This is a genomic window from Pseudomonas sp. NFACC25 (genome assembly GCF_900100935.1).
Classification (GTDB): domain Bacteria; phylum Pseudomonadota; class Gammaproteobacteria; order Pseudomonadales; family Pseudomonadaceae; genus Aquipseudomonas; species Aquipseudomonas marginalis.
Map to the genome: position 1 here is coordinate 19642 of NZ_FMUC01000002.1, position 18916 is coordinate 38557.

Here is an 18916-nt window from a genome sequence, read left to right on the forward strand (position 1 = left end):
CGGCCTCTTATCGGTGATGGGCTGGCACAAGAGTAGCTGACTGGATCGGGTTGTCTTCCATTCAGGCGCTGAATGGTCACAGCCCCCCTGTGGGAGGGGGCTGTGCTGGGCTTTAGACCTGGGCCGTGCGCAGTTTCTCGCTACGCCCACGCAGCCACTCCAGGGTCAGCAACAGCAACACCGAGAAGGCGATCAGCAAGGTCGCCGCCGCCGCAATCGTCGGGCTGAGGTTTTCGCGGATGCCGCTGAACATCTGGCGCGGCAGGGTCGCTTGCTCGGGGCCGGCGAGAAACAGGGTCACCACCACCTCATCGAACGACGTCGCGAAGGCAAACAGCGCGCCGGAGATCACCCCAGGTGCAATCAACGGCAAGGTTACCCGGCGAAACGCCGTCAAGGGCGAGGCCCCCAGGCTGGCCGCGGCCCGTACCAGATTATGGTTGAAACCCTGCAAGGTCGCCGACACGGTGATGATCACAAACGGCACCCCAAGCACCGCATGCACCACGATCAGCGAGAAGAAACTGTTACCCAGCCCCAATGGCGCAAAAAACAGGTAGCTGGCCACACCGATAATCACCACCGGCACCACCATCGGCGAAATCACCAGGGCCATCACCAACGCCTTGCCGGGAAAATTCCCACGGGTCAGGCCGATCGCCGCCAGGGTGCCGAACACCATGGCCAATACCGTGGCGGCCGGGGCGACGATGATGCTGTTCTTCAACGCACGCATCCATTCCGCCGAGGCGAAGAAATCCTGGTACCAGTGCAGCGAGAAGCCTTGCAACGGGTACACCAGGAAACTGCCGCTGTTGAACGACAGCGGGATGATCACCAGCACAGGCAAGATCAGGAACAACAGGATCAAGCCGCAGAGGATCCGCAAGCTGTAGAACCACACCCGCTCCACCGGTGACATATAAGGACTCAGCATCGCAAGGTCTCCTCAGCTCAGGCGCAGGCGGCTGGCGCCCACCAGCCGGTTGTAGATCAGGTACAGCACCACGGTCGCCAGCAGCAGCAAGCCGCCCAACGCCGTCGCCATGCCCCAGTTGATGCTGGTGTTGGTGTAGAAAGCCACGAAGTAGCTGACCATCTGGTCGTTCGGGCTGCCCAGCAGTGCCGGGGTGATGTAGTAACCGATCGCCAGGATGAACACCAGCAGGCAGCCGGCGCCGACACCGGCGTACGTCTGTGGGAAGTACACGCGCCAGAAGCTGGCGAACGGGTGACAGCCCAGGGAGATCGCCGCACGCATGTAGGTGGGCGAAATGCCTTTCATCACGCTGTAGATCGGCAAAATCATGAACGGCAGCAGGATATGCACCATGGAGATGTAGACCCCGGTGCGGTTGAACACCAGCTCCAGGGGTTTGTCGATCAGGCCCATGCCCATCAGCGCACTGTTGATCAGCCCGCCGGATTGCAGCAGCACGATCCACGCCGCCACCCGCACCAGGATCGAGGTCCAGAACGGCAGCAACACCAGAATCATCAGCAGGTTACTTTTGCGCGCCGGCAGGTTGGCCAGCAAGTACGCCAGCGGATAAGCCAGCAGCAGGCAGATGGCGGTGATCACCAGGCCCATCCAGAAGGTGCGGGCGAAGATGTCCAGGTAAATCGCCTGGTCCGGGGTGGCCGGGGCCACTTCGCCGAGGTCGTCGATGCGGTGATCGACGGCCGCCAGCAGGTAGAACGGTGTCAGGCTGCTGGTATTGCGCCGGATCGCCTGCCAGTACGCCGGGTCGCCCCAGCGTTCGTCGAGGTTTTCCAGCGCTTCTTTATAAGAGCCGGGCGCTTCGGTAAACGGCAGCGCCCGCGCGGTTTTGGTCAGCAGGCTGCGATAGCCGGCCAGTTCCATGTTCAAGCGTTTGGACAGATCACCCAGGGTCTGGTTTTTGCGCGCCTCGCCCAGGTCTTCACTGAGGGCCTGGTACACCGGCTCACCCGGCAGACCACGACCGTCCCAGGCCGTCACCGCCACCACGGTACGCGGCAGACCGCCCACCACTTCCGGGTTGCCGACGCTTTTAAACAGCAGCGCAACAATCGGCACCAGGAACACCAGCAGCAAAAACAGCACCAGCGGCGCAATCAAGGCCTGGGCCTTCCAGCGATTGAGCCGCTCGGCACGCGCCAGGCGCTGCTTGAGGGTGGGGCTGTTGACCTCGTTTGAGGGAACGGCGATGGCCATGGCTGACTCCGAATCTTGAAAATGAATGCAATCTTTCACACACAAGAAATCCCTTGTGGGAGGGGGCAAGCCCCCTCCCCCAGGGTTATGCAGTGTTACTTGGCAGCCCAGGAGTTGAAGCGCTGCTCCAACTGCTCGCCGTTATCCGCCCAGAAGCTCACGTCGATCTGCACCTGGTTGGCGATGTTTTCCGGCGTAGTCGGCATATCCTTGAGGATGTCCTTGGCCAGCAACGGTACGGCTTGGGTGTTGGCCGGGCCGTAGGCGATGTTTTCCGAGTAGGTCTTCTGCTGCTGCGGCTGCACCGAGAAGGCGATGAATTTCTTCGCCGCTTCGGCACGTTCCTTGGACAGGCCTTTAGGGATGGCCCACGCGTCGAAGTCGTAGATGCCGCCGTTCCACACCACTTTCAGGTTGCTTTCTTTTTGCACCGCGGCGATGCGGCCGTTGTAGGCCGAGCTCATCACTACGTCACCCGAGGCAAGGTATTGCGGCGGTTGTGCGCCGGCTTCCCACCATTGGATCGAGGGCTTGAGTTCGTCGAGTTTCTTGAACGCACGGTCCTGGCCATCTTTGCCGGCCAGCACTTTGTACACGTCCTTCGGTGCAACACCGTCGGCCATCAAGGCGAATTCCAGGGTGTACTTGGCGCCCTTGCGCAGGCCGCGCTTGCCCGGGAATTTCTTGGTGTCCCAGAAATCCGCCCAACTGGTTGGCGCAGAAGCCAGTTTGTCCGCGTTGTAGGCCAGAACGGTCGACCATACGAAGAAGCCCACGCCGCACGGCTGGATCGCGCCCTTCACGTAGTCGGCGGTGTTGCCAAACAGTTTCGGGTCCAGCGGCTCGAACATGTCTTCATCACAGCCACGGGACAGTTCCGGCGACTCCACTTCCACCAGGTCCCAGGACACGCTCTTGGTGTCGACCATGGCTTTGACCTTGGCCATCTCACCGTTGTACTCGCCGGCGACGATCTTGCCGTTGCCCGCGCTTTCCCAAGGTGCATAGAAAGCCTTGACCTGTGCAGCCTTGTTCGCACCGCCAAAGGACACGACGGTCAGGTCCGGGCCAGCCATGGCCTGTGTCGCGCCCATCAAGCTCAGGGCCAGGACGGAATACTTCAGGGATCTCAACATTGTTGTTCTCTCCACGTGCAGGGTTGGTGAAGCCATGGGGCGATCAATTCGCCTCTAGAAGTGGGTCGAGTGCGCGAACGTGCTCGACTTGCCAGCCAATCGGTACCACGTCGCCGACCGCCAACGCCGGGTCCAGCTCGGCGATCGGTTGTTTCACAAAAAAATCGGTCTTGCCGCAGACTTCCAGGCGCACGCGCACGTGGTCGCCCAGGTAGATGAATTCCGCCACCCGCCCGGAGAAACGGTTGACGCAGCTTTCGCTGGAGCCATTGAGGCTGACACGCTCAGGGCGCACCGACAGGGTCACCGGGCCGCCGATCTGGCCGACGTTCACCGCCAGCGCCTCGACCTTCTCGCCGCGCGCCAACTCCACCACGCAGCGCTCGCCGGTGTGGCTGTGCAGGCGACCATTGAGGCGGTTATTTTCACCGATGAAGTTGGCGACGAAGGTGTTCTTCGGCTCTTCATACAAGGTACGTGGCGCGGCGATCTGCTGGATCTCGCCCTGGTGGAACACCGCCACGCGGTCGGACATGGTCAAGGCTTCGCCCTGGTCATGGGTCACGTACACCACGGTCACGCCGAGGCGCTGGTGCAGGTGCTTGATCTCCATCTGCATGTGTTCGCGCAGTTGCTTGTCGAGGGCGCCGAGGGGTTCGTCCATCAGCACCAGTTGCGGCTCGAACACCAGCGCCCGGGCCAAGGCCACGCGCTGTTGCTGGCCGCCGGACAGTTGCGCCGGGTAGCGCTGGGCGAAGGCATCGAGCTGGACCATGCTCAGCACGCGTTTGACCCGCTCGCTGATATCGGTCTTGCTCAAGCCCCGCACCGACAGCGGGAACGCGAGGTTCTCGGCAACGGTCATGTGCGGGAACAGCGCGTAGTTCTGGAACACCATGCCGATGTCGCGCTTGTGCGGCGGCACGTTGTTGATCGAGCGTCCGGCCAGCTGGATTTCACCGGCGGTCGGCGTTTCGAAGCCGGCCAGCATCATCAGGCTGGTGGTCTTGCCCGAACCGGAAGGCCCGAGCAGGGTGAGGAACTCGCCCTTGCGAATCTCCAGGTTGAGGTCTTTGACGATCAGGTTCTCGCCGTCGTAGCTCTTCTGCACGCCACGAAAGCTGACCAGCACATCATTTGAATCCACCTCGCTCATACCCGCACCTTTGTATTTTGGACTGCTGTGGCACAAGCGTAGTCCAGGCGCGAGCCCCCGGAAATCGGGGGCCAGGAGAGAATGGCATCAGCCGGATGGAAGGTTTGGGGTAGGGATCGCCCTACACGGATGGCGGGGATGGGACAGGGCAGCGGCAAGAGGCGAGCTGCACGCGGCAAGAATGGGTTCGGCGGTGTTTTGGGGTTGTCGTTATTGGGTATGTGGTTAGAGGAGCTTGTGCTCCATGGCGTACTTCACCAGCTCCGCCAGGGAGGTGATATTGAGCTTTTGCATCAGCCGCGCCTTGTGGGTGCTGATGGTCTTGCTGCTCAACGCCAGTTGCTGGGCGATGTCATTGACGTTGGCGCCCTGGGCCAGGCGCTCGAACACCGAAAATTCACGCTCGGACAGCAGCGAATGCAAGGGCCTTGAATCCGTCAGGCCGACCTCGAAGACCATGCGGTCCGCCAGGTCCGGGTCGATGTAACGCCCGCCGGCGGCGACCTTGCGAATCGCCATCAGCAGCAGCGCCGGGTCGCTGTCCTTGGTGGCGTAGCCCGCAGCGCCCACCTTCAAGGCGCGGGCGGCCATTTGCGCCTCATCGTGCATCGACAGCACCAGGATCGCCGGCGGATTGCTCAGCGCACGAATGCGCGCAATCGCTTCCAGGCCATTCACGCCTGGCATCGAGATGTCCAGCAACACCACCTCGCAAGGCACATGGCGCAAGGTCTCGAGCAACTGCTCGCCATTACTCGCCTCCCCCACCACCAGCAGGTCCTTGGCCAGGCCGATCAATTGCTTGATGCCTTCACGAACGATGGTGTGGTCTTCGGCTACCAGTACACGGATCACAAGGGCTTCCTCTTATCGTTATGCATCCAACGGAACGGTGACACTCAGGGTGGTGCCCTCGCCCAATTGACTGTCCAGGCTCAGTTGCCCGCCCATGATCAGCACGCGCTCGCGCATCCCCACCAGGCCAAACGATACCGGGCGCCCCTGGGCCTGGACGAAACCGACGCCATCGTCGCTGATGGTCAGCCGCAGGTCGGTGCCTTCCACCGCCAGGGTCAGTTCGACAGTATGCGCCTGGGCATGGCGCATCACATTGGTCAGCGCCTCTTGCAGGATACGGAACAGGCCGATGGCCTTGGCATCGCTCAAGGTCGGCAGGTTATCCGGTACCTGCACCAGGCAGGGAATCTGCGTGCGCGCTTCGAAACGCCGGGCTTGCCATTCAATCGCCGAGGCAATCCCGGCGTCGAGAATCGGCGGGCGCAGCGCCGTCGCCACGTCCCGCACCAACTGGAACAGTTGGGCGATCAGGCGCTTCATGCTGTTCAAGCGCTCGTGCAGGCCAGGATCCAGTTGCGCATAGGACAGCTCGCACATGGAGGTTTCCAGCTTGAGCACCGTGAGCATTTGCCCGAGTTCGTCGTGAACTTCCCGGGCGATGCGCGCCTTTTCTTCTTCGCGCACGGTTTCCAGGTGAGCGGACAACTCGCGCAGTTGCGCTTCACTTTGCATCAAGGCGGCCAGGGTGCGGCGCAGTTCGGTGACATCGTTCAGGTAGACAACCAGGTATTCAGCCTCGGCAAATCGCACAAAGCTCAAGGACACGTTGGCCGGCAGGATGCTGCCATCGGCGCGCAAACAATCGGTGGCGAAATTCTGCGGCCCCTCCTCGCTGGCCCGTGCGCGCTTCCACAAATTGAGCCAGCGGTCCATATCCAGGGTCGGGTCGAGGTCGACCAGCGGCCGTTCGATCAGTGCACCGGGCTCGTAACCCAGCATGCTCTCGGCCGCACGATTGGCGTAGCGCACGTGGCTGTCCCAGTTGACCCACAGGATGCCGACGGTGCTCTGGTCGATGGAGAACTGCGTCAAGCGCAACGCTTCGGCACCGGCGGCACGGGCGGCGCTTTCTTCGCGGGCGGCCAGCAAGCCATGCTCCAGCACACGTTGCTGGCGGCGCTGCCAGAACACCACGGCCAGGCTGGCGAGCAGCAACAGGCCGAGCAGCAGGCTGAGGTTCTGCCAAAGGCCTTTGGATTCGGATAAACGTGGGTATTTGGGTTGCAGCCAGCGACTGTGCAGTTGATCCAGGTCGCGGGCCGGGATCGCGCTCAGGGCACTTTCCATGATGCCGGCCAGTTCCGGCCAATCCCGGCGCGTGGCGACCCGCAGCAATTGCGGCAGGCCGATGTCCCCGACCACCGCCAGCCCGCTGAACTCGGCCTCTGCAGACAAGCGGCTTAATTGCGCTTCATCCACCACGGCATAACGCGCCTGCTGGCTGACCAACAGTTGCAAGGCCTGGCGCTCCATGGGCACGCCTTGCAGGTTGAGGCCGGGATAGGTACTGCGCAGGTAATCGGCCACGGCGCTGGGCATGCGCACGGCAACCCGGGATTGACCGTCGAGCTTCTCCAGCTCCACGGCACCACCGCCCTCGCGGATGCCGACAATGTGTTGAGGCACACGCATATACGGGTCGGTGAACTGCCACAGGCGCAAACCGGCCGGGGTTTGCTGCAGGCCAGGGGCAATGTCTACCTCGTCATCGCGTACGGCCGCCTCCAACTGCTCCTGATCAGGGAAGTTGCGCCAGGTCAGCTCGATATTCAGCGCCTTGGCCAGCCACTGCATCAACTCGACATTCGCCCCGGACAAGCGCTGCAGGCGTCGGTCGTATTGCGCGTAAGGCGCCTGCAACACCACGCCCACCCGCAACTCCGGGTGCCGGGCCAGCCATTCGCGCTGCGGCGCATTCAGCTGCGCCTGCGGTGTGGCGGGCGCGGGGGAGGCGTTTGCCATCAAGGCAAGGCACAAACAGCCGATAACCAGCAGACAGCGAAAACCCATGATCCACGTCTCACATCACTGACAAATACTGACCAACCCATTAGGCTGCTGGAATCACTTCTGGCCGGAAATCAACGATGTCCTATCGAAACCGTTCGGCACTGCCAGCATTGTGCCTGTCACTGCTGTTTACCAGTGCCTTTTCTGTGCAGGCTGAAGACGCACCGGCACCGGCTGCCGAAAAACCCGTCGAACGCCAACCCCTGCCCGAGCGTAGCCAGGAAGAGGCCAGCGCCCTGGAACGCAAAATCCCGCAGCAAGAGCAGCAACAGTTGCAGGCCGGCAGTGATTCATTCCTTGCCCTGTGGAAACCGGCCAACAGCGCCGAACCCGAAGGCGTGGTGATTATCGTACCGGGCGCCGGCGAAAATGCTGACTGGCCGCAAGCAATCGGCCCGTTGCGACGTAAATTGCCGGATGCCAATTGGGGCAGCCTCAGCCTGTCGTTACCGGACGTGAGCATGGACACCCTGCCACCGCGTGTCATGGAAGCACCCAACGCCACCGTCGACACCAGCAGTAAAGACGCGAGCACCGCCGACAAGCCGATCGAGCAAGCCGCCAGCGCCGAGGCGGAAGGCACCGACCCGGCGGTGGTCCCGGGTGCCGACGAACAGGACAAGACCGACGCCTCGCGCATCTTCGCGCGCATCGATGCCGCCGTGGCTTTTGCCCAGACCCAGAGCGCACGCACGGTGGTGCTGGTGGGCCATGGCACTGGCGCCTGGTGGGCGGCGCGTTACCTGACTGAAAAACAACCCTCCCAGGTGCAGAAGCTCGTGATGGTTGCCGCCCAGACGCCTGCCGGGCGTCATCCGGATGTACAACAACTGGCGCCGGCGCTGAAACTGCCGACGGCCGACGTCTTCTATCAAGACACCGCTCAAGCACGCAACAACGCCCTGGCGCGCGCCCAGGCCGCGAAGCGCTTGAAGAATGACGGCTATAAGCAGGTGTCATTGAAGACCCTGCCCGGCAACAGCGCCGCCGAGCAGGAACAGTTGTATCGCCGGGTTCGCGGCTGGTTGAGCCCGCAGGCCAGCGCCGACTGAGGATCAGCACAGAACCAATGTGGTTATCCGTGAAAGACTGGCCTCTAACGAAAATCCCGGCGCTCGCGAATCAATGAATAGGCATTGTGCAATTCACGGGTGCGCTCGGTCGCCTCACGCACTTGCGCGGGGCTGGCGCCACTGCCGGCCACCTTGTCCGGGTGGTGACGGCTCAGCAGGCGGCGATAGGCACGCTTGATGACCGACGGCTCGGTGGTAGCGGTCACGCCGAGCAAGCGCAACGCTTCCTGGTAGGTCGTGCCACGATTGACCAGCGGCTTGCGCTCAGGTGTGTAGTCGGCCGCCAACGCCTGGAGCTGTTGCGGTGTCCAGCCCAACCACTTCCCCCACAGGTCGATCAAGTCGCGCTCGGCGGCATCCGCCTTGCCGTCCGCCCAGACCATCCGCCAGCACGCCCGCAACACCCCTTCCGCCGCATGGGGCTGGGCCTTGAGCACACGCAGGTAGCGGCGTACCCGGTCGGAACCGGATTTGCCGCGGTTGAACGCCGCAATCGCGCGGCGCTGGGCCGACTCGGTCATGTCCAGTGAGCGCATTTCCTGCCGCGCCTGCTGGATATGCCCGTCTACCACACGCCCGTTGCTTTTGGCCAGGCGCCCGAGCAACACAAACAATAACTCGTCATTGCGTAACGCCGGACGCCCGCCCAAGCGCTCGCGCAACTGTGCCCAACTGTGCAGTTGCAGGCGGCGATCCAGCGCCTGCCCCAACAGCGCACCCAACAAGGCCCCCGGAATACTGGCAATGGCAAAGCCAGCCCCGGCGCCGATCAGCGTCCCTGGCCACAACATGCTACTGCCCCGCTGTCAGCAGGGTTTCGACGTGCGCCAGGCGCTCCAGCGTGCCGACATCAATCCAGCGTCCCGCCATGTGTTCCCCCGTTACCAAACCTTTCGCCATGGCCGCACGCAGCAGCGGCGCCAGCTTGAAGGCACCGGCGCTGCAACCCTCGAACAGCCGGGGGTCGAGCACTGAAATGCCACTGAAGGTCAGGTTATCGGCACCGGGCGCCGCATCATGAAGCAAGCCCTGATCAAGGTAGAAATCACCGCCCGAGGGGTGATGTGCCGGGTTGTCGACCATCACCAGATGAGCCAGGCCCTTAAGCGGCTGCTTGAGTCGGGTGAAGTCGTAGTCGGTCCAGATATCGCCGTTGACCACCAGGAACGGCTCATCCCCCAGCAGCGGCAGCGCCTGGAAAATCCCGCCGCCGGTTTCCAGCGGTTCGCCCTCCGGGGAATAGCGGATACGCAAGCCGAACTGCGCGCCATCCCCCAGGTAGCGCTCGATCTGCTGGCCGAGCCAGGCATGGTTGATCACCACATCGGTAAAGCCGGCCTTGGCCAGCGCCTCCAGGTGGTACTCGATCAGGCGCTTGCCGCCGGCCTGCACCAGCGGCTTGGGCGTGTGCAAGGTGAGCGGACGCATCCGCTCGCCTTTGCCGGCGGCCAGGATCATGGCCTTCATACGCTGGCCTCTGCGGGCTGCCGCAGGCTGGTCAGTAACTCAGCCAGTTCGCTCAACTCCGGGCGATCGGCCAGCACCGCCTCTATATAAGCAAAGAAGCGCGGTACGTCGGCCAGGTAGCGTGGCTTGCCGTCGCGATGGCAGATGCGCGCAAAGATACCGATGACCTTGAGGTGGCGCTGCACGCCCATCAGGTCGCTGGCGCGCAGGAAGTCTTCGAAATCCGGCTGTACCGGAATGCCGGCCTGGCCCGCACGTTCCCAGTAGTCGCGCTGCCATTCCCGCACACGGGCCTGGGGCCAGCTGAGAAAGGCGTCCTTGAACAGGCAGGTAATGTCGTAGGTGACCGGACCATACACCGCGTCCTGAAAATCCAGCACGCCAGGGTTAGGCTCGCTGATCATCAGGTTGCGTGGCATATAGTCGCGGTGCACCAGCACTTTGGGTTGCGCCAGGGCGCTGTCGATCAAGTGATCGCTGACACGCTGCCAAAGTGCCTGCTGCCGGGTATCCAGCTCGAGACCCAAGTGTCGGCGCACGTACCATTCGGGAAACAATTCGAGTTCACGGCGCAGCAAGGCGACGTCATAGCTGGGCAGTGGTGCGTCCATCGGCAACTGCTGATAAGCCAGCAAGGCGTCAATGGCATCGGCAAACAATTGATCGGCGTTTTCGTCGTTTATCACGTCCAGGTAGGTTTTTCTGCCCAGGTCATTGAGCAAAAGAAAGCCTCGCGGCAAGTCTTGTGCATAAATTTTTGGAACATTTATTCCCGACGTCGACAACAAATAAGCGATATCGACGAAAGGCTTGCAGTTTTCCTGAGGGGGCGGCGCGTCCATTACCACGAAAGTCCGACCGCCGCCTTCCCAACGGAAATAGCGCCTGAAACTCGCGTCGCTGCTGGCCGCGGTCAATGTGGCCGGGGGTACGGCACCCCAGCCTTGAGCGTTGAAAAGGATCGGCAACTGCTCATCCAGCCAGACTTCCAGCTGCTGTAAACGTAGATCTTGCTCGGGCATTACAAGGGTCTCCGACGGCGCTAGCCGTCAAGCGGGTCATGCTTTATTATCACGCATCTTTTTCAGACCATCGAGAGGCGTGCGGCCCAAACCGCGGGCAGATGGCACGCAGGAAGCCCGGACTAATAAGATGGCATTGAAATCCCCCGCGTTTCGTAGAAAATTTCCGTTGCTGGTAACCGGCAGTCTGCTGGTCATGCAACCCTTCGCCACCTCATTCGTGGTCGCCGCGGAACAGTATGACTGCTCAGTCTCTGCTTCGGGTGCCTGGGACTGCGCGCCGAAGACCGCCGCCGCCCCATTGCCACCGCGCCCGGTGCATGACGGCGCAGCCGTCAGCTCGGCCAACAGCACGGCGCAGGCCGACGCTGGCGGCAGTGCCGAAGCCGAGCCGAAGACCGCACTGGTCACCGAGTCCAAGGGCCGTGGCCTGCGTTCGCGCAGCGCCGACTACAGCCACTTGGACTGGGTGCCTCGCGAAAAGTTGACCGCAGCCCAGCTGGCGGAAACCGGTCCTTACTGCGGCGGTGCGTACATCGAGCCAACTCGTCCTGGCATGAACGACAAGACGAACAAGAGCGATGCGCCCACCTTCATCGGTGCCAAGGCCTCTCGTTACGAGCAGGAACAACAAGTCGCAACCCTGGCCGGTGACGTCGTCATGCGCCAGGGCAGCATGCAGCTGGAGTCGGAAGAAGCCAGCCTGTACCAGGCCGAGAACCGGGGCGAGCTGAACGGTAACGTGCGACTGCGCGACAACGGTGCATTGATCGTCGGCGACCACGCCCAGGTTCAACTGGATACCGGCGCTGCGCAGATCGACAACGCCGAATACGTGCTGCACAAGTCGCGTATCCGCGGTAACGCGCTGTACGCCAAGCGCGCCGAAAACGCGATCATCCGCCTCAAGGACGGTACCTACACCACCTGCGAGCCGGACAGCAACGCCTGGCAGCTCAGGGGCAACAACATCACGTTGAACCCGGCCACCGGTTTCGGTACTGCCACCAACGCGACGCTGCGGATCAAGAACATTCCGATCCTGTACACCCCTTACATCTACTTCCCGATCGACGACCGTCGTCAGTCCGGCTTCCTGCCACCGAGCTTCAGCACCGGCAGCGAAACCGGCTTTACCCTGGTCACGCCGTACTACTTCAACCTGGCACCAAACTACGATGCCACGTTGTACCCGCAATACATGACCAAGCGCGGCATGATGATGGAAGGCGAATTCCGCTACCTCACCAAGTCCAGCGAAGGCCAGTTCGGCGGCGCGTACCTGAACGACGACAACGACGAACGCAAGAAGCAGACCGACTACGAAAAAACCCGCTACATGCTCAATTGGCAGCACAAGGGCGGGCTGGATTCGCGTGTACTGACCCAGGTCGACTACACCACGATCAGTGACCCTTACTACTTCCAGGACCTCAAGTCCTACCAGGAAGGTGTCGAGAGCCGCGACTACGTCAACCAGCAGGGCTCCGTGGCTTATCGCGGTGACACCTTCCAGGCACGCCTGAACCTGCAGGCTTACCAACTGGCGACGATCTCCCAGGTCACGCCGTATAACCGCCTGCCGCAGATCACCTTCAACGGTACCCTGCCTTATCATCCGGGTGGCTTGAACTTCAGCTATGAGACCGAAGCCGTACGCTTTGATCGTGACCTGGAAAACGGCAATTTCAGCAATGAGAACGGGGACATCGAGCGCCGCCTCGACACTTATGTCCGCGGTCTTACCCGTGCCAATGGCACGCGCCTGAACGTAGCGCCGGCTGTCGAGTACCCGATGAACTGGACCTACGGCTTTGTAACGCCGAAGCTCAAGTACGTGTACACCAAGTACGATCTGGACCTGGATAACATCGGCAAGAACCAGATCATTGCTGATCAGAATGCGGCAACCGCAGCCAACCCGTACGCGGGCGGCACCTTCAAGAGCTCCCAGGACCGTGCGGTTCCGGTGGCCAGCGTCGACAGCGGCCTGTACTTCGATCGCAACACCAACTGGTTCGGCAAGGATTATCGCCAGACCCTCGAGCCGCGTGCGTTCTACCTGTACGTGCCGAACAAGGACCAGGCCGATATCCCGGTCTTCGACACCAGCGAATACTCGTTCAGCTACGCGTCACTGTTCCGCGACAACCGCTTCAGCGGCTCCGACCGTATCGGCGACGAGAACAAGCTGTCCCTGGGCTTGACCAGCCGGTGGATCGAAGAGAACGGTTTCGAGCGTCAACGCGTATCCGTGGGACAGGCTGTGTACTTCAAGGATCGTGAAGTACAACTGCCTGGCATCCTGGCGGCCGACCGTGCCGATGCACAGTCCGACGTATCGCCCGTTGCCCTGGACTACGAGTTCCGCTTCAACCGCGACTGGCGCGCCACTGCCGACTACAACTGGGATACCGAGGAGCACAGCCCTCGTTCCGGTAGCGCGATGCTTCACTACCAGCCGGAAGACAACCCGAACAAGATCATCAACGTCGGTTATCGCTATCGTAACGACCAGGTCGTCTACAACCAGTTGACCGGCAAATGGCAGTTCGGTGGCGACTACGGTCAACCAGGCGATCCGAACTACGTGAAGGATTACTACAAAATCCAACAACACGACTTCTCGATGATGTGGCCGATCATTCCCCAGTGGAACCTGATCACCCGCTGGCAGTATGACTACGCTCGCAACCGTACCCTGGAAGCCTTCGGTGGTTTCGAGTACGACAACTGCTGCTGGAAACTGCGCGTCATCAACCGTTACTGGGTTTCCAACGACGAATACAGCCAGATCGCCCCGCTTAACGAAAAGGGTGACCACGGGCTCTTCCTGCAGATCGTCCTCAAAGGACTCGGCGGCCTGACCGGCGCCAAGGTAGAGAGCTTCCTCGACAAAGGCATTGAAGGTTATCGTGAACGTGAAGACCAAGCTTTCTGATTGTCTGCGCCCGCTAGTGCTGGGCGCGCTGTTCCTGGGCACCGTATCGGCTCACGCTGCGGTTCAGCAACTGGATAAAGTCGTGGCCATCGTCGATAACGACGTGATCATGCAAAGCCAACTGGACCAGCGCGTCAAGGAAGTGCAGCAAACCATCGCCAAGCGTGGCGGCGGCGTGCCACCGACCAGCGTGCTGGACCAGCAGGTACTGGAACGCCTGATCGTCGAAAACCTGCAACTGCAGATCGGCGAGCGTTCCGGCATCCGCATTTCGGACGAAGAACTGAACCAGGCGGTCGGCACCATCGCTCAGCGCAACAACATGAGCATTGATCAATTCCGCGCGGCCCTGGCCCACGACGGTCTTTCGTATGAAGACGCCCGTGACCAGATCCGCCGCGAAATGATCATCAGCCGTGTGCGCCAGCGTCGCGTTGCCGAGCGGGTCCAGGTATCCGAGCAGGAAGTGAAGAACTTCCTGGCCTCGGACCTGGGCAAGATGCAGCTTTCCGAAGAACTGCACCTGGCCAATATCCTGATCCCGACCCCGGACAGTGCCAACTCCGAGCAGCTGAATGCGGCAGCGGCGAAAACCCAGGCTATCTATGATCGCCTGAAAGCCGGCGCTGACTTTGCCCAGATGGCCATTGCCCAGTCCGGCAGCGACAACGCCCTTGAAGGTGGTGATATGGGCTGGCGTAAAGCGGCTCAACTGCCACCTCCGTTCGACCGTGAACTGAGTGCCATGGAAGTGGGTGGCATCACCCAGCCAGCCCGCACCCCAGGCGGCTTCATCATCCTGAAGTTGCTGGAACGTCGCGGTGGCGAGACCTCGCTGAAAGACGAAGTGCATGTTCGTCATATCCTGGTCAAACCAAGCGAAATCCGCACCGAGGCCCAAACCAAGGAACTGGCCCAGAAGATCTATGACCGCATCGAAAGCGGTGAAGACTTCGCCACCCTGGCCAAGAGCTTCTCGGAAGACCCGGGTTCCGCCCTCAACGGTGGCGACCTGAACTGGATCGACCCGAAAGCCCTGGTGCCTGAGTTCCAGCAGGTAATGGCCGATACTCCGCAAGGCGTACTGTCCAAGCCGTTCAAGACCCAATATGGCTGGCATGTACTGGAAGTCCTTGGTCGTCGCGCCACCGACAACACCAGCCAGGCCCGCGAGCAGCAGGCGCTGAACGTACTGCGTAACCGCAAATACGACGAAGAGCTGCAGACCTGGCTGCGTCAGATCCGTGACGAAGCCTACGTGGAAAACAAGCTGCCAGGCGCCGAGCAAACAGGCACCGACCAGGCAGCTCCGTGAAACCCCAGCGTTTCGCCGTGACACCCGGCGAGCCGGCCGGCATTGGTCCAGACCTGTGCCTGCTGCTCGCCTCGCACCCCCAGCCGCACCCCCTGATTGCCATTACCAGCCGCGACCTGCTCCTTGAGCGGGCCGCGCAGCTGGGTGTGGTCGTCAATCTGCTGGACGTGGGACCGGGCAACTGGCCCGACCTGCCGGCGCCCGCCGGCAGCTTGTATGTGTGGAACACCCCGCTGCAAGCCAAGGTCGTTGCCGGGCAACTCAACAAGGCCAACGCGGCGTTCGTCCTGGAAACCCTGACCCGCGCGGGGCAAGGCTGCATCGACGGCGACTTCGCCGGCATGATCACCGCGCCGGTCCACAAGGGCGTGATCAACGAATCGGGCATTGCGTTTTCCGGCCACACCGAGTTCCTGGCCGAGCTGACCAACACCGCTCAAGTCGTCATGATGCTGGCCACACGCGGCCTGCGGGTCGCCCTGGTGACCACGCACCTGCCATTGCGCGACATTGCCGACGCCATCACCGCCGAGCGTGTGGAGCGCGTTACGCGCATCCTGCATGCCGACCTGCAACAAAAATTCGGCATCGCCCAACCGCGCATCCTGGTCTGCGGGCTCAACCCCCACGCCGGCGAAGGCGGACACTTGGGCCATGAAGAAATCGACATCATTGAACCAACCCTGGAGCGTCTGCGCCAAGAAGGCATGGACCTGCGTGGCCCACTGCCAGCAGACACTCTGTTTACCCCCAAATATCTGGAGCACTGCGACGCAGTGCTGGCGATGTACCATGACCAGGGGCTGCCCGTGCTGAAATACAAAGGCTTCGGCGCCGCAGTCAACGTGACACTGGGCCTGCCGATCATCCGCACCTCCGTCGACCATGGCACCGCCCTGGACCTGGCAGGCAGCGGCAAGATCGATACCGGCAGCCTGCACGTGGCCCTGGAAACCGCCTATCAGATGGCCGAGACCCGTATATGACCGAGCATTACCAACACCGGGCGCGCAAGCGCTTCGGGCAAAACTTCCTGCACGACGCCGGCGTGATCGACCGTATCCTGCGCTCCATCCATGCCAAGCCAGAAGACCGCCTGCTGGAAATCGGCCCGGGCCAGGGCGCGTTGACCCAAGGCTTGCTCGCCAGTGGCGGCCAACTGGACGTGGTGGAACTGGACAAGGACCTGATCCCGATCCTCAACCAGCAGTTCGCCGACAAGCCCAACTTCAACCTGCATCAGGGCGATGCACTGAAGTTCGATTTCAATACCCTCAACGCCGCGCCTAATAGCCTGCGTGTGGTGGGTAACCTGCCGTACAACATCTCCACACCGCTGATTTTCCACCTGCTGAACAACGCCGGGATCATCCGCGACATGCACTTCATGCTGCAAAAAGAAGTGGTGGAACGCCTGGCTGCCGGCCCTGGTGGTGGTGATTGGGGCCGATTGTCGATCATGGTTCAGTACCACTGCCGCGTCGAACACCTGTTCAATGTCGGCCCGGGCGCATTCAACCCGCCGCCGAAGGTCGATTCGGCCATCGTGCGCCTGGTGCCTCACGCCGTGCTGCCACACCCGGCCAAGGATCACAAATTGCTGGAACGCGTGGTGCGTGAAGCGTTCAACCAGCGCCGCAAGACACTGCGCAACACACTCAAGGCCCTGCTGAGCAACGCCGAGATCGAAGCAGCCGGCGTCGACGGCAGCCTGCGCCCCGAGCAACTGGACCTCGCCGCGTTCGTGCGCCTGGCCGACCAACTTGCCATCCAGCCTGCGCCAGTCGCCGACTGAAACCCCCAGGCATGGCCAGACACATGTCTGGCCTAGTGCCCACCTCTTGGCCTAGACTGATCCGCATCTGCTGTCCTCCGCTTTTGCTTTTAAGGCCTCTTGCATGTCCGATCCTCGCTACCAGATCGACGTCAGCGTCGTCACCCGCTTCCTCGCGGACCAATCGCAACCTGAACAGAACCGCTTCGCCTTTGCCTACACCATCACGGTGAAAAACAACGGGCAGGTGCCGGCCAAGCTGCTGTCACGCCACTGGGTGATCACCGACGGTGACGGTCAGGTCGAGGAAGTTCGCGGCGCAGGCGTTGTCGGCCAACAACCGTTGATCGACATTGGCGCCAGCCACACTTACAGCAGCGGCACGGTAATGACCTCCAAGGTCGGCACCATGCAAGGCTCGTATCAGATGAAAGCCACTGATGGCAAACTGTTCGACGCCATCATCAAGCCTTTCCGCCTCGCCGTACCAGGCGCCCTGCACTGATGGCAACGTACGCGGTCGGCGACCTGCAAGGCTGTCTGGAGCCTCTCAAGTGCCTGCTTGAACGGGTGGCCTTCGACCCGGCGAACGATCGCCTGTGGCTGGTAGGCGACCTGGTCAATCGCGGCCCCGAGTCCCTGGAAACGCTACGTTACCTGTATAGCCTGCGGGATTCCCTGGTGTGCGTACTGGGCAACCATGACCTGCACCTGCTGGCGGCCGGCAATAACATCGAGCGCCTGAAAAAGGGCGATACCCTGCGGGAAATCCTCGAGGCGCCAGATCGTGCACAACTGCTTGACTGGCTGCGTCGACAAAAGATCATGCATTACGACGAAAGCCGCAATATGGCCTTGGTCCATGCCGGTATCCCGCCGCAGTGGACGCTGAAAAAAGCCCTCAAGTGCGCCGCCGAAGTCGAAAACGCCCTGGCCGATGACAGCCTGTACACCGCCTACCTCGACGGCATGTATGGCAACGAGCCAGTGAAGTGGGACAACGACCTTACCGGCGTCGCCCGCCTGCGGGTGATTACCAACTATTTCACACGCATGCGCTTCTGCACCGCCGAGGGCAAGCTGGACCTCAAGAGCAAGGAAGGCGTCGACACGGCACTGCCCGGCTACAAACCATGGTTTGCCCACAAGGAACGCAAGACCCGCGACACCAGGATAATCTTTGGTCACTGGGCAGCCCTTGAAGGCAAGTGCGACGAACCGGGCGTATTCGCCCTCGACACCGGCTGCGTATGGGGCGGCGCCATGACCCTGATGAACATCGACACCGGCGAGCGTCACGGCTGCCAGTGCCCACCCACTCTTCCCGTTACCCTGCCGGCTGCAGCCAGGCCATAGGAGCCCACCATGAGCGAATTCAAACGTATCCCTCCCGAACAAGCCCAGGCCCTGCGCGAGCAAGGTGCAGTGGTGGTCGATATCCGTGACCAGCCTACTTACGCCGCCGCCCATATCGCTGGCGCCCAGCACCTGGACAACGTCAACATCGCCGATTTCATCCGTACCGCCGACCTTGATGCACCGCTGATCGTGGCCTGCTACCACGGCAATTCCAGCCAGAGCGCAGCCGCCTACCTGGTCAGCCAGGGCTTCTCCGACGTCTACAGCCTGGATGGTGGCTTTGAGCTGTGGCGTACGACGTATCCTGCAGAAATTGCCTCCGGCGATTCGCAATAATTTTTTTCACACCCCGCTACCCCGCGTGACGCTTGGGCTCGCGCCGTTTCTGACGAACGGCGCAGTCAAACTAATTGCGCATCGCGCCTTGCCCTCTCAGATTCCGAACTATCCTTAAGCGCAGGCCATCCGAATCAGGGGAGAGCCGGTACACCGGCGTACGGGTCATCGGTAGCGTTTCAGGGTGTTCTGGGGGGAAAACAGCCATTGGCGTTCGTCAATGACTGCCAGCATCGACTGATAGATCCGGCGTCGGCTCCACGTATCGAGCG

At 61.8% G+C, this 18916-nt stretch carries 17 protein-coding genes; 8 read left to right on the plus strand and 9 right to left on the minus strand.

What is annotated here, in order from left to right; translation table 11 throughout:
• Nucleotides 1-112: 112 nt before the first annotated feature.
• From BLQ09_RS04165 to BLQ09_RS04190, 6 genes are all read right to left on the minus strand, one after another.
• On the minus strand, nucleotides 113-937 hold the full coding sequence (locus tag BLQ09_RS04165) for an ABC transporter permease (RefSeq protein WP_017739612.1): 825 nt from the start codon (nucleotides 935-937) through the stop codon (nucleotides 113-115).
• Nucleotides 938-949: 12 nt separating this feature from the next.
• Complete coding sequence (locus BLQ09_RS04170) at nucleotides 950-2197, minus strand: ABC transporter permease (RefSeq protein ID WP_027605900.1); 1248 nt, start codon at nucleotides 2195-2197, stop codon at nucleotides 950-952.
• 95 nt (nucleotides 2198-2292) lie between these two features.
• Complete coding sequence (locus BLQ09_RS04175) at nucleotides 2293-3333, minus strand: ABC transporter substrate-binding protein (protein WP_027605901.1); 1041 nt, start codon at nucleotides 3331-3333, stop codon at nucleotides 2293-2295.
• A gap of 43 nt (nucleotides 3334-3376) precedes the next feature.
• Entirely contained in the window at nucleotides 3377-4489 is a 1113-nt protein-coding gene (locus BLQ09_RS04180) for an ABC transporter ATP-binding protein (protein WP_027605902.1), read from the minus strand.
• 225 nt (nucleotides 4490-4714) lie between these two features.
• Nucleotides 4715-5344, minus strand: coding sequence for a response regulator (locus BLQ09_RS04185; protein WP_027605903.1), 630 nt, complete (start codon nucleotides 5342-5344; stop codon nucleotides 4715-4717).
• Between the two features lie 18 nt (nucleotides 5345-5362).
• Complete coding sequence (locus tag BLQ09_RS04190) at nucleotides 5363-7357, minus strand: PAS domain-containing sensor histidine kinase (protein ID WP_027605904.1); 1995 nt, start codon at nucleotides 7355-7357, stop codon at nucleotides 5363-5365.
• Nucleotides 7358-7434: 77 nt separating this feature from the next.
• Between BLQ09_RS04190 and BLQ09_RS04195 the strand changes: the two genes are divergently transcribed.
• A complete protein-coding gene (locus tag BLQ09_RS04195) occupies nucleotides 7435-8409 on the plus strand; it encodes an alpha/beta hydrolase family protein (RefSeq protein ID WP_092355511.1) in 975 nt (324 codons plus the stop codon).
• A gap of 44 nt (nucleotides 8410-8453) precedes the next feature.
• Here BLQ09_RS04195 and BLQ09_RS04200 read toward each other — a convergent pair whose 3' ends face one another.
• From BLQ09_RS04200 to BLQ09_RS04210, 3 genes are read right to left on the minus strand one after another with little or no spacing between them, the layout of a single operon-like run.
• On the minus strand, nucleotides 8454-9221 hold the full coding sequence (locus BLQ09_RS04200; RefSeq protein WP_027605906.1) for a TerB family tellurite resistance protein: 768 nt from the start codon (nucleotides 9219-9221) through the stop codon (nucleotides 8454-8456).
• Nucleotide 9222: 1 nt separating this feature from the next.
• On the minus strand, nucleotides 9223-9897 hold the full coding sequence (gene murU, locus BLQ09_RS04205) for an N-acetylmuramate alpha-1-phosphate uridylyltransferase MurU (protein WP_027605907.1): 675 nt from the start codon (nucleotides 9895-9897) through the stop codon (nucleotides 9223-9225).
• Nucleotides 9894-10919, minus strand: a complete 1026-nt coding sequence (locus tag BLQ09_RS04210; protein WP_092355514.1) for an aminoglycoside phosphotransferase family protein — start codon at nucleotides 10917-10919, stop codon at nucleotides 9894-9896. Before BLQ09_RS04210 ends, murU begins: the two co-directional genes overlap by 4 nt.
• Nucleotides 10920-11049: 130 nt before the next feature.
• On the opposite strand from BLQ09_RS04210, the gene BLQ09_RS04215 reads away from it, so the two are divergent.
• From BLQ09_RS04215 to glpE, 7 genes are all read left to right on the plus strand, one after another.
• On the plus strand, nucleotides 11050-13860 hold the full coding sequence (locus tag BLQ09_RS04215) for an LPS-assembly protein LptD (protein WP_027605909.1): 2811 nt from the start codon (nucleotides 11050-11052) through the stop codon (nucleotides 13858-13860).
• Nucleotides 13835-15175 carry a peptidylprolyl isomerase gene (locus tag BLQ09_RS04220; RefSeq protein WP_027605910.1) on the plus strand — a complete coding sequence of 447 codons (1341 nt, stop codon included), beginning with the start codon at nucleotides 13835-13837 and terminating at the stop codon, nucleotides 15173-15175. Before BLQ09_RS04215 ends, BLQ09_RS04220 begins: the two co-directional genes overlap by 26 nt.
• Nucleotides 15172-16161 (plus strand): 4-hydroxythreonine-4-phosphate dehydrogenase PdxA, encoded by a 990-nt coding sequence (pdxA, locus tag BLQ09_RS04225; RefSeq protein ID WP_027605911.1) that lies wholly within the window; start codon nucleotides 15172-15174, stop codon nucleotides 16159-16161. Before BLQ09_RS04220 ends, pdxA begins: the two co-directional genes overlap by 4 nt.
• Nucleotides 16158-16970, plus strand: a complete 813-nt coding sequence (gene rsmA / locus BLQ09_RS04230; RefSeq protein ID WP_027605912.1) for a 16S rRNA (adenine(1518)-N(6)/adenine(1519)-N(6))-dimethyltransferase RsmA — start codon at nucleotides 16158-16160, stop codon at nucleotides 16968-16970. Before pdxA ends, rsmA begins: the two co-directional genes overlap by 4 nt.
• Nucleotides 16971-17073: 103 nt before the next feature.
• Nucleotides 17074-17454, plus strand: coding sequence for a Co2+/Mg2+ efflux protein ApaG (apaG, locus tag BLQ09_RS04235; RefSeq protein WP_027605913.1), 381 nt, complete (start codon nucleotides 17074-17076; stop codon nucleotides 17452-17454).
• Nucleotides 17454-18305 (plus strand): symmetrical bis(5'-nucleosyl)-tetraphosphatase, encoded by an 852-nt coding sequence (locus BLQ09_RS04240; RefSeq protein WP_027605914.1) that lies wholly within the window; start codon nucleotides 17454-17456, stop codon nucleotides 18303-18305. Before apaG ends, BLQ09_RS04240 begins: the two co-directional genes overlap by 1 nt.
• Nucleotides 18306-18314: 9 nt before the next feature.
• A complete protein-coding gene (glpE, locus tag BLQ09_RS04245) occupies nucleotides 18315-18644 on the plus strand; it encodes a thiosulfate sulfurtransferase GlpE (protein ID WP_092355517.1) in 330 nt (109 codons plus the stop codon).
• The last annotated feature ends 272 nt before the right edge of the window (nucleotides 18645-18916 follow it).

Coding starts and splice junctions, on each gene's coding strand:
- glpE (WP_092355517.1), top strand. CDS start 18,315: ATGAGCGAATTCAAACGTATCCCTCCCGAACAAGCCCAGGCCCTGCGC.
- BLQ09_RS04215 (WP_027605909.1), top strand. CDS start 11,050: ATGGCATTGAAATCCCCCGCGTTTCGTAGAAAATTTCCGTTGCTGGTA.
- rsmA (WP_027605912.1), top strand. CDS start 16,158: ATGACCGAGCATTACCAACACCGGGCGCGCAAGCGCTTCGGGCAAAAC.
- BLQ09_RS04190 (WP_027605904.1), bottom strand. CDS start 7,357: ATGGGTTTTCGCTGTCTGCTGGTTATCGGCTGTTTGTGCCTTGCCTTG.
- BLQ09_RS04200 (WP_027605906.1), bottom strand. CDS start 9,221: ATGTTGTGGCCAGGGACGCTGATCGGCGCCGGGGCTGGCTTTGCCATT.
- BLQ09_RS04170 (WP_027605900.1), bottom strand. CDS start 2,197: ATGGCCATCGCCGTTCCCTCAAACGAGGTCAACAGCCCCACCCTCAAG.
- BLQ09_RS04195 (WP_092355511.1), top strand. CDS start 7,435: ATGTCCTATCGAAACCGTTCGGCACTGCCAGCATTGTGCCTGTCACTG.
- BLQ09_RS04240 (WP_027605914.1), top strand. CDS start 17,454: ATGGCAACGTACGCGGTCGGCGACCTGCAAGGCTGTCTGGAGCCTCTC.
- apaG (WP_027605913.1), top strand. CDS start 17,074: ATGTCCGATCCTCGCTACCAGATCGACGTCAGCGTCGTCACCCGCTTC.
- BLQ09_RS04165 (WP_017739612.1), bottom strand. CDS start 937: ATGCTGAGTCCTTATATGTCACCGGTGGAGCGGGTGTGGTTCTACAGC.
- BLQ09_RS04175 (WP_027605901.1), bottom strand. CDS start 3,333: ATGTTGAGATCCCTGAAGTATTCCGTCCTGGCCCTGAGCTTGATGGGC.
- BLQ09_RS04180 (WP_027605902.1), bottom strand. CDS start 4,489: ATGAGCGAGGTGGATTCAAATGATGTGCTGGTCAGCTTTCGTGGCGTG.
- BLQ09_RS04210 (WP_092355514.1), bottom strand. CDS start 10,919: ATGCCCGAGCAAGATCTACGTTTACAGCAGCTGGAAGTCTGGCTGGAT.
- murU (WP_027605907.1), bottom strand. CDS start 9,897: ATGAAGGCCATGATCCTGGCCGCCGGCAAAGGCGAGCGGATGCGTCCG.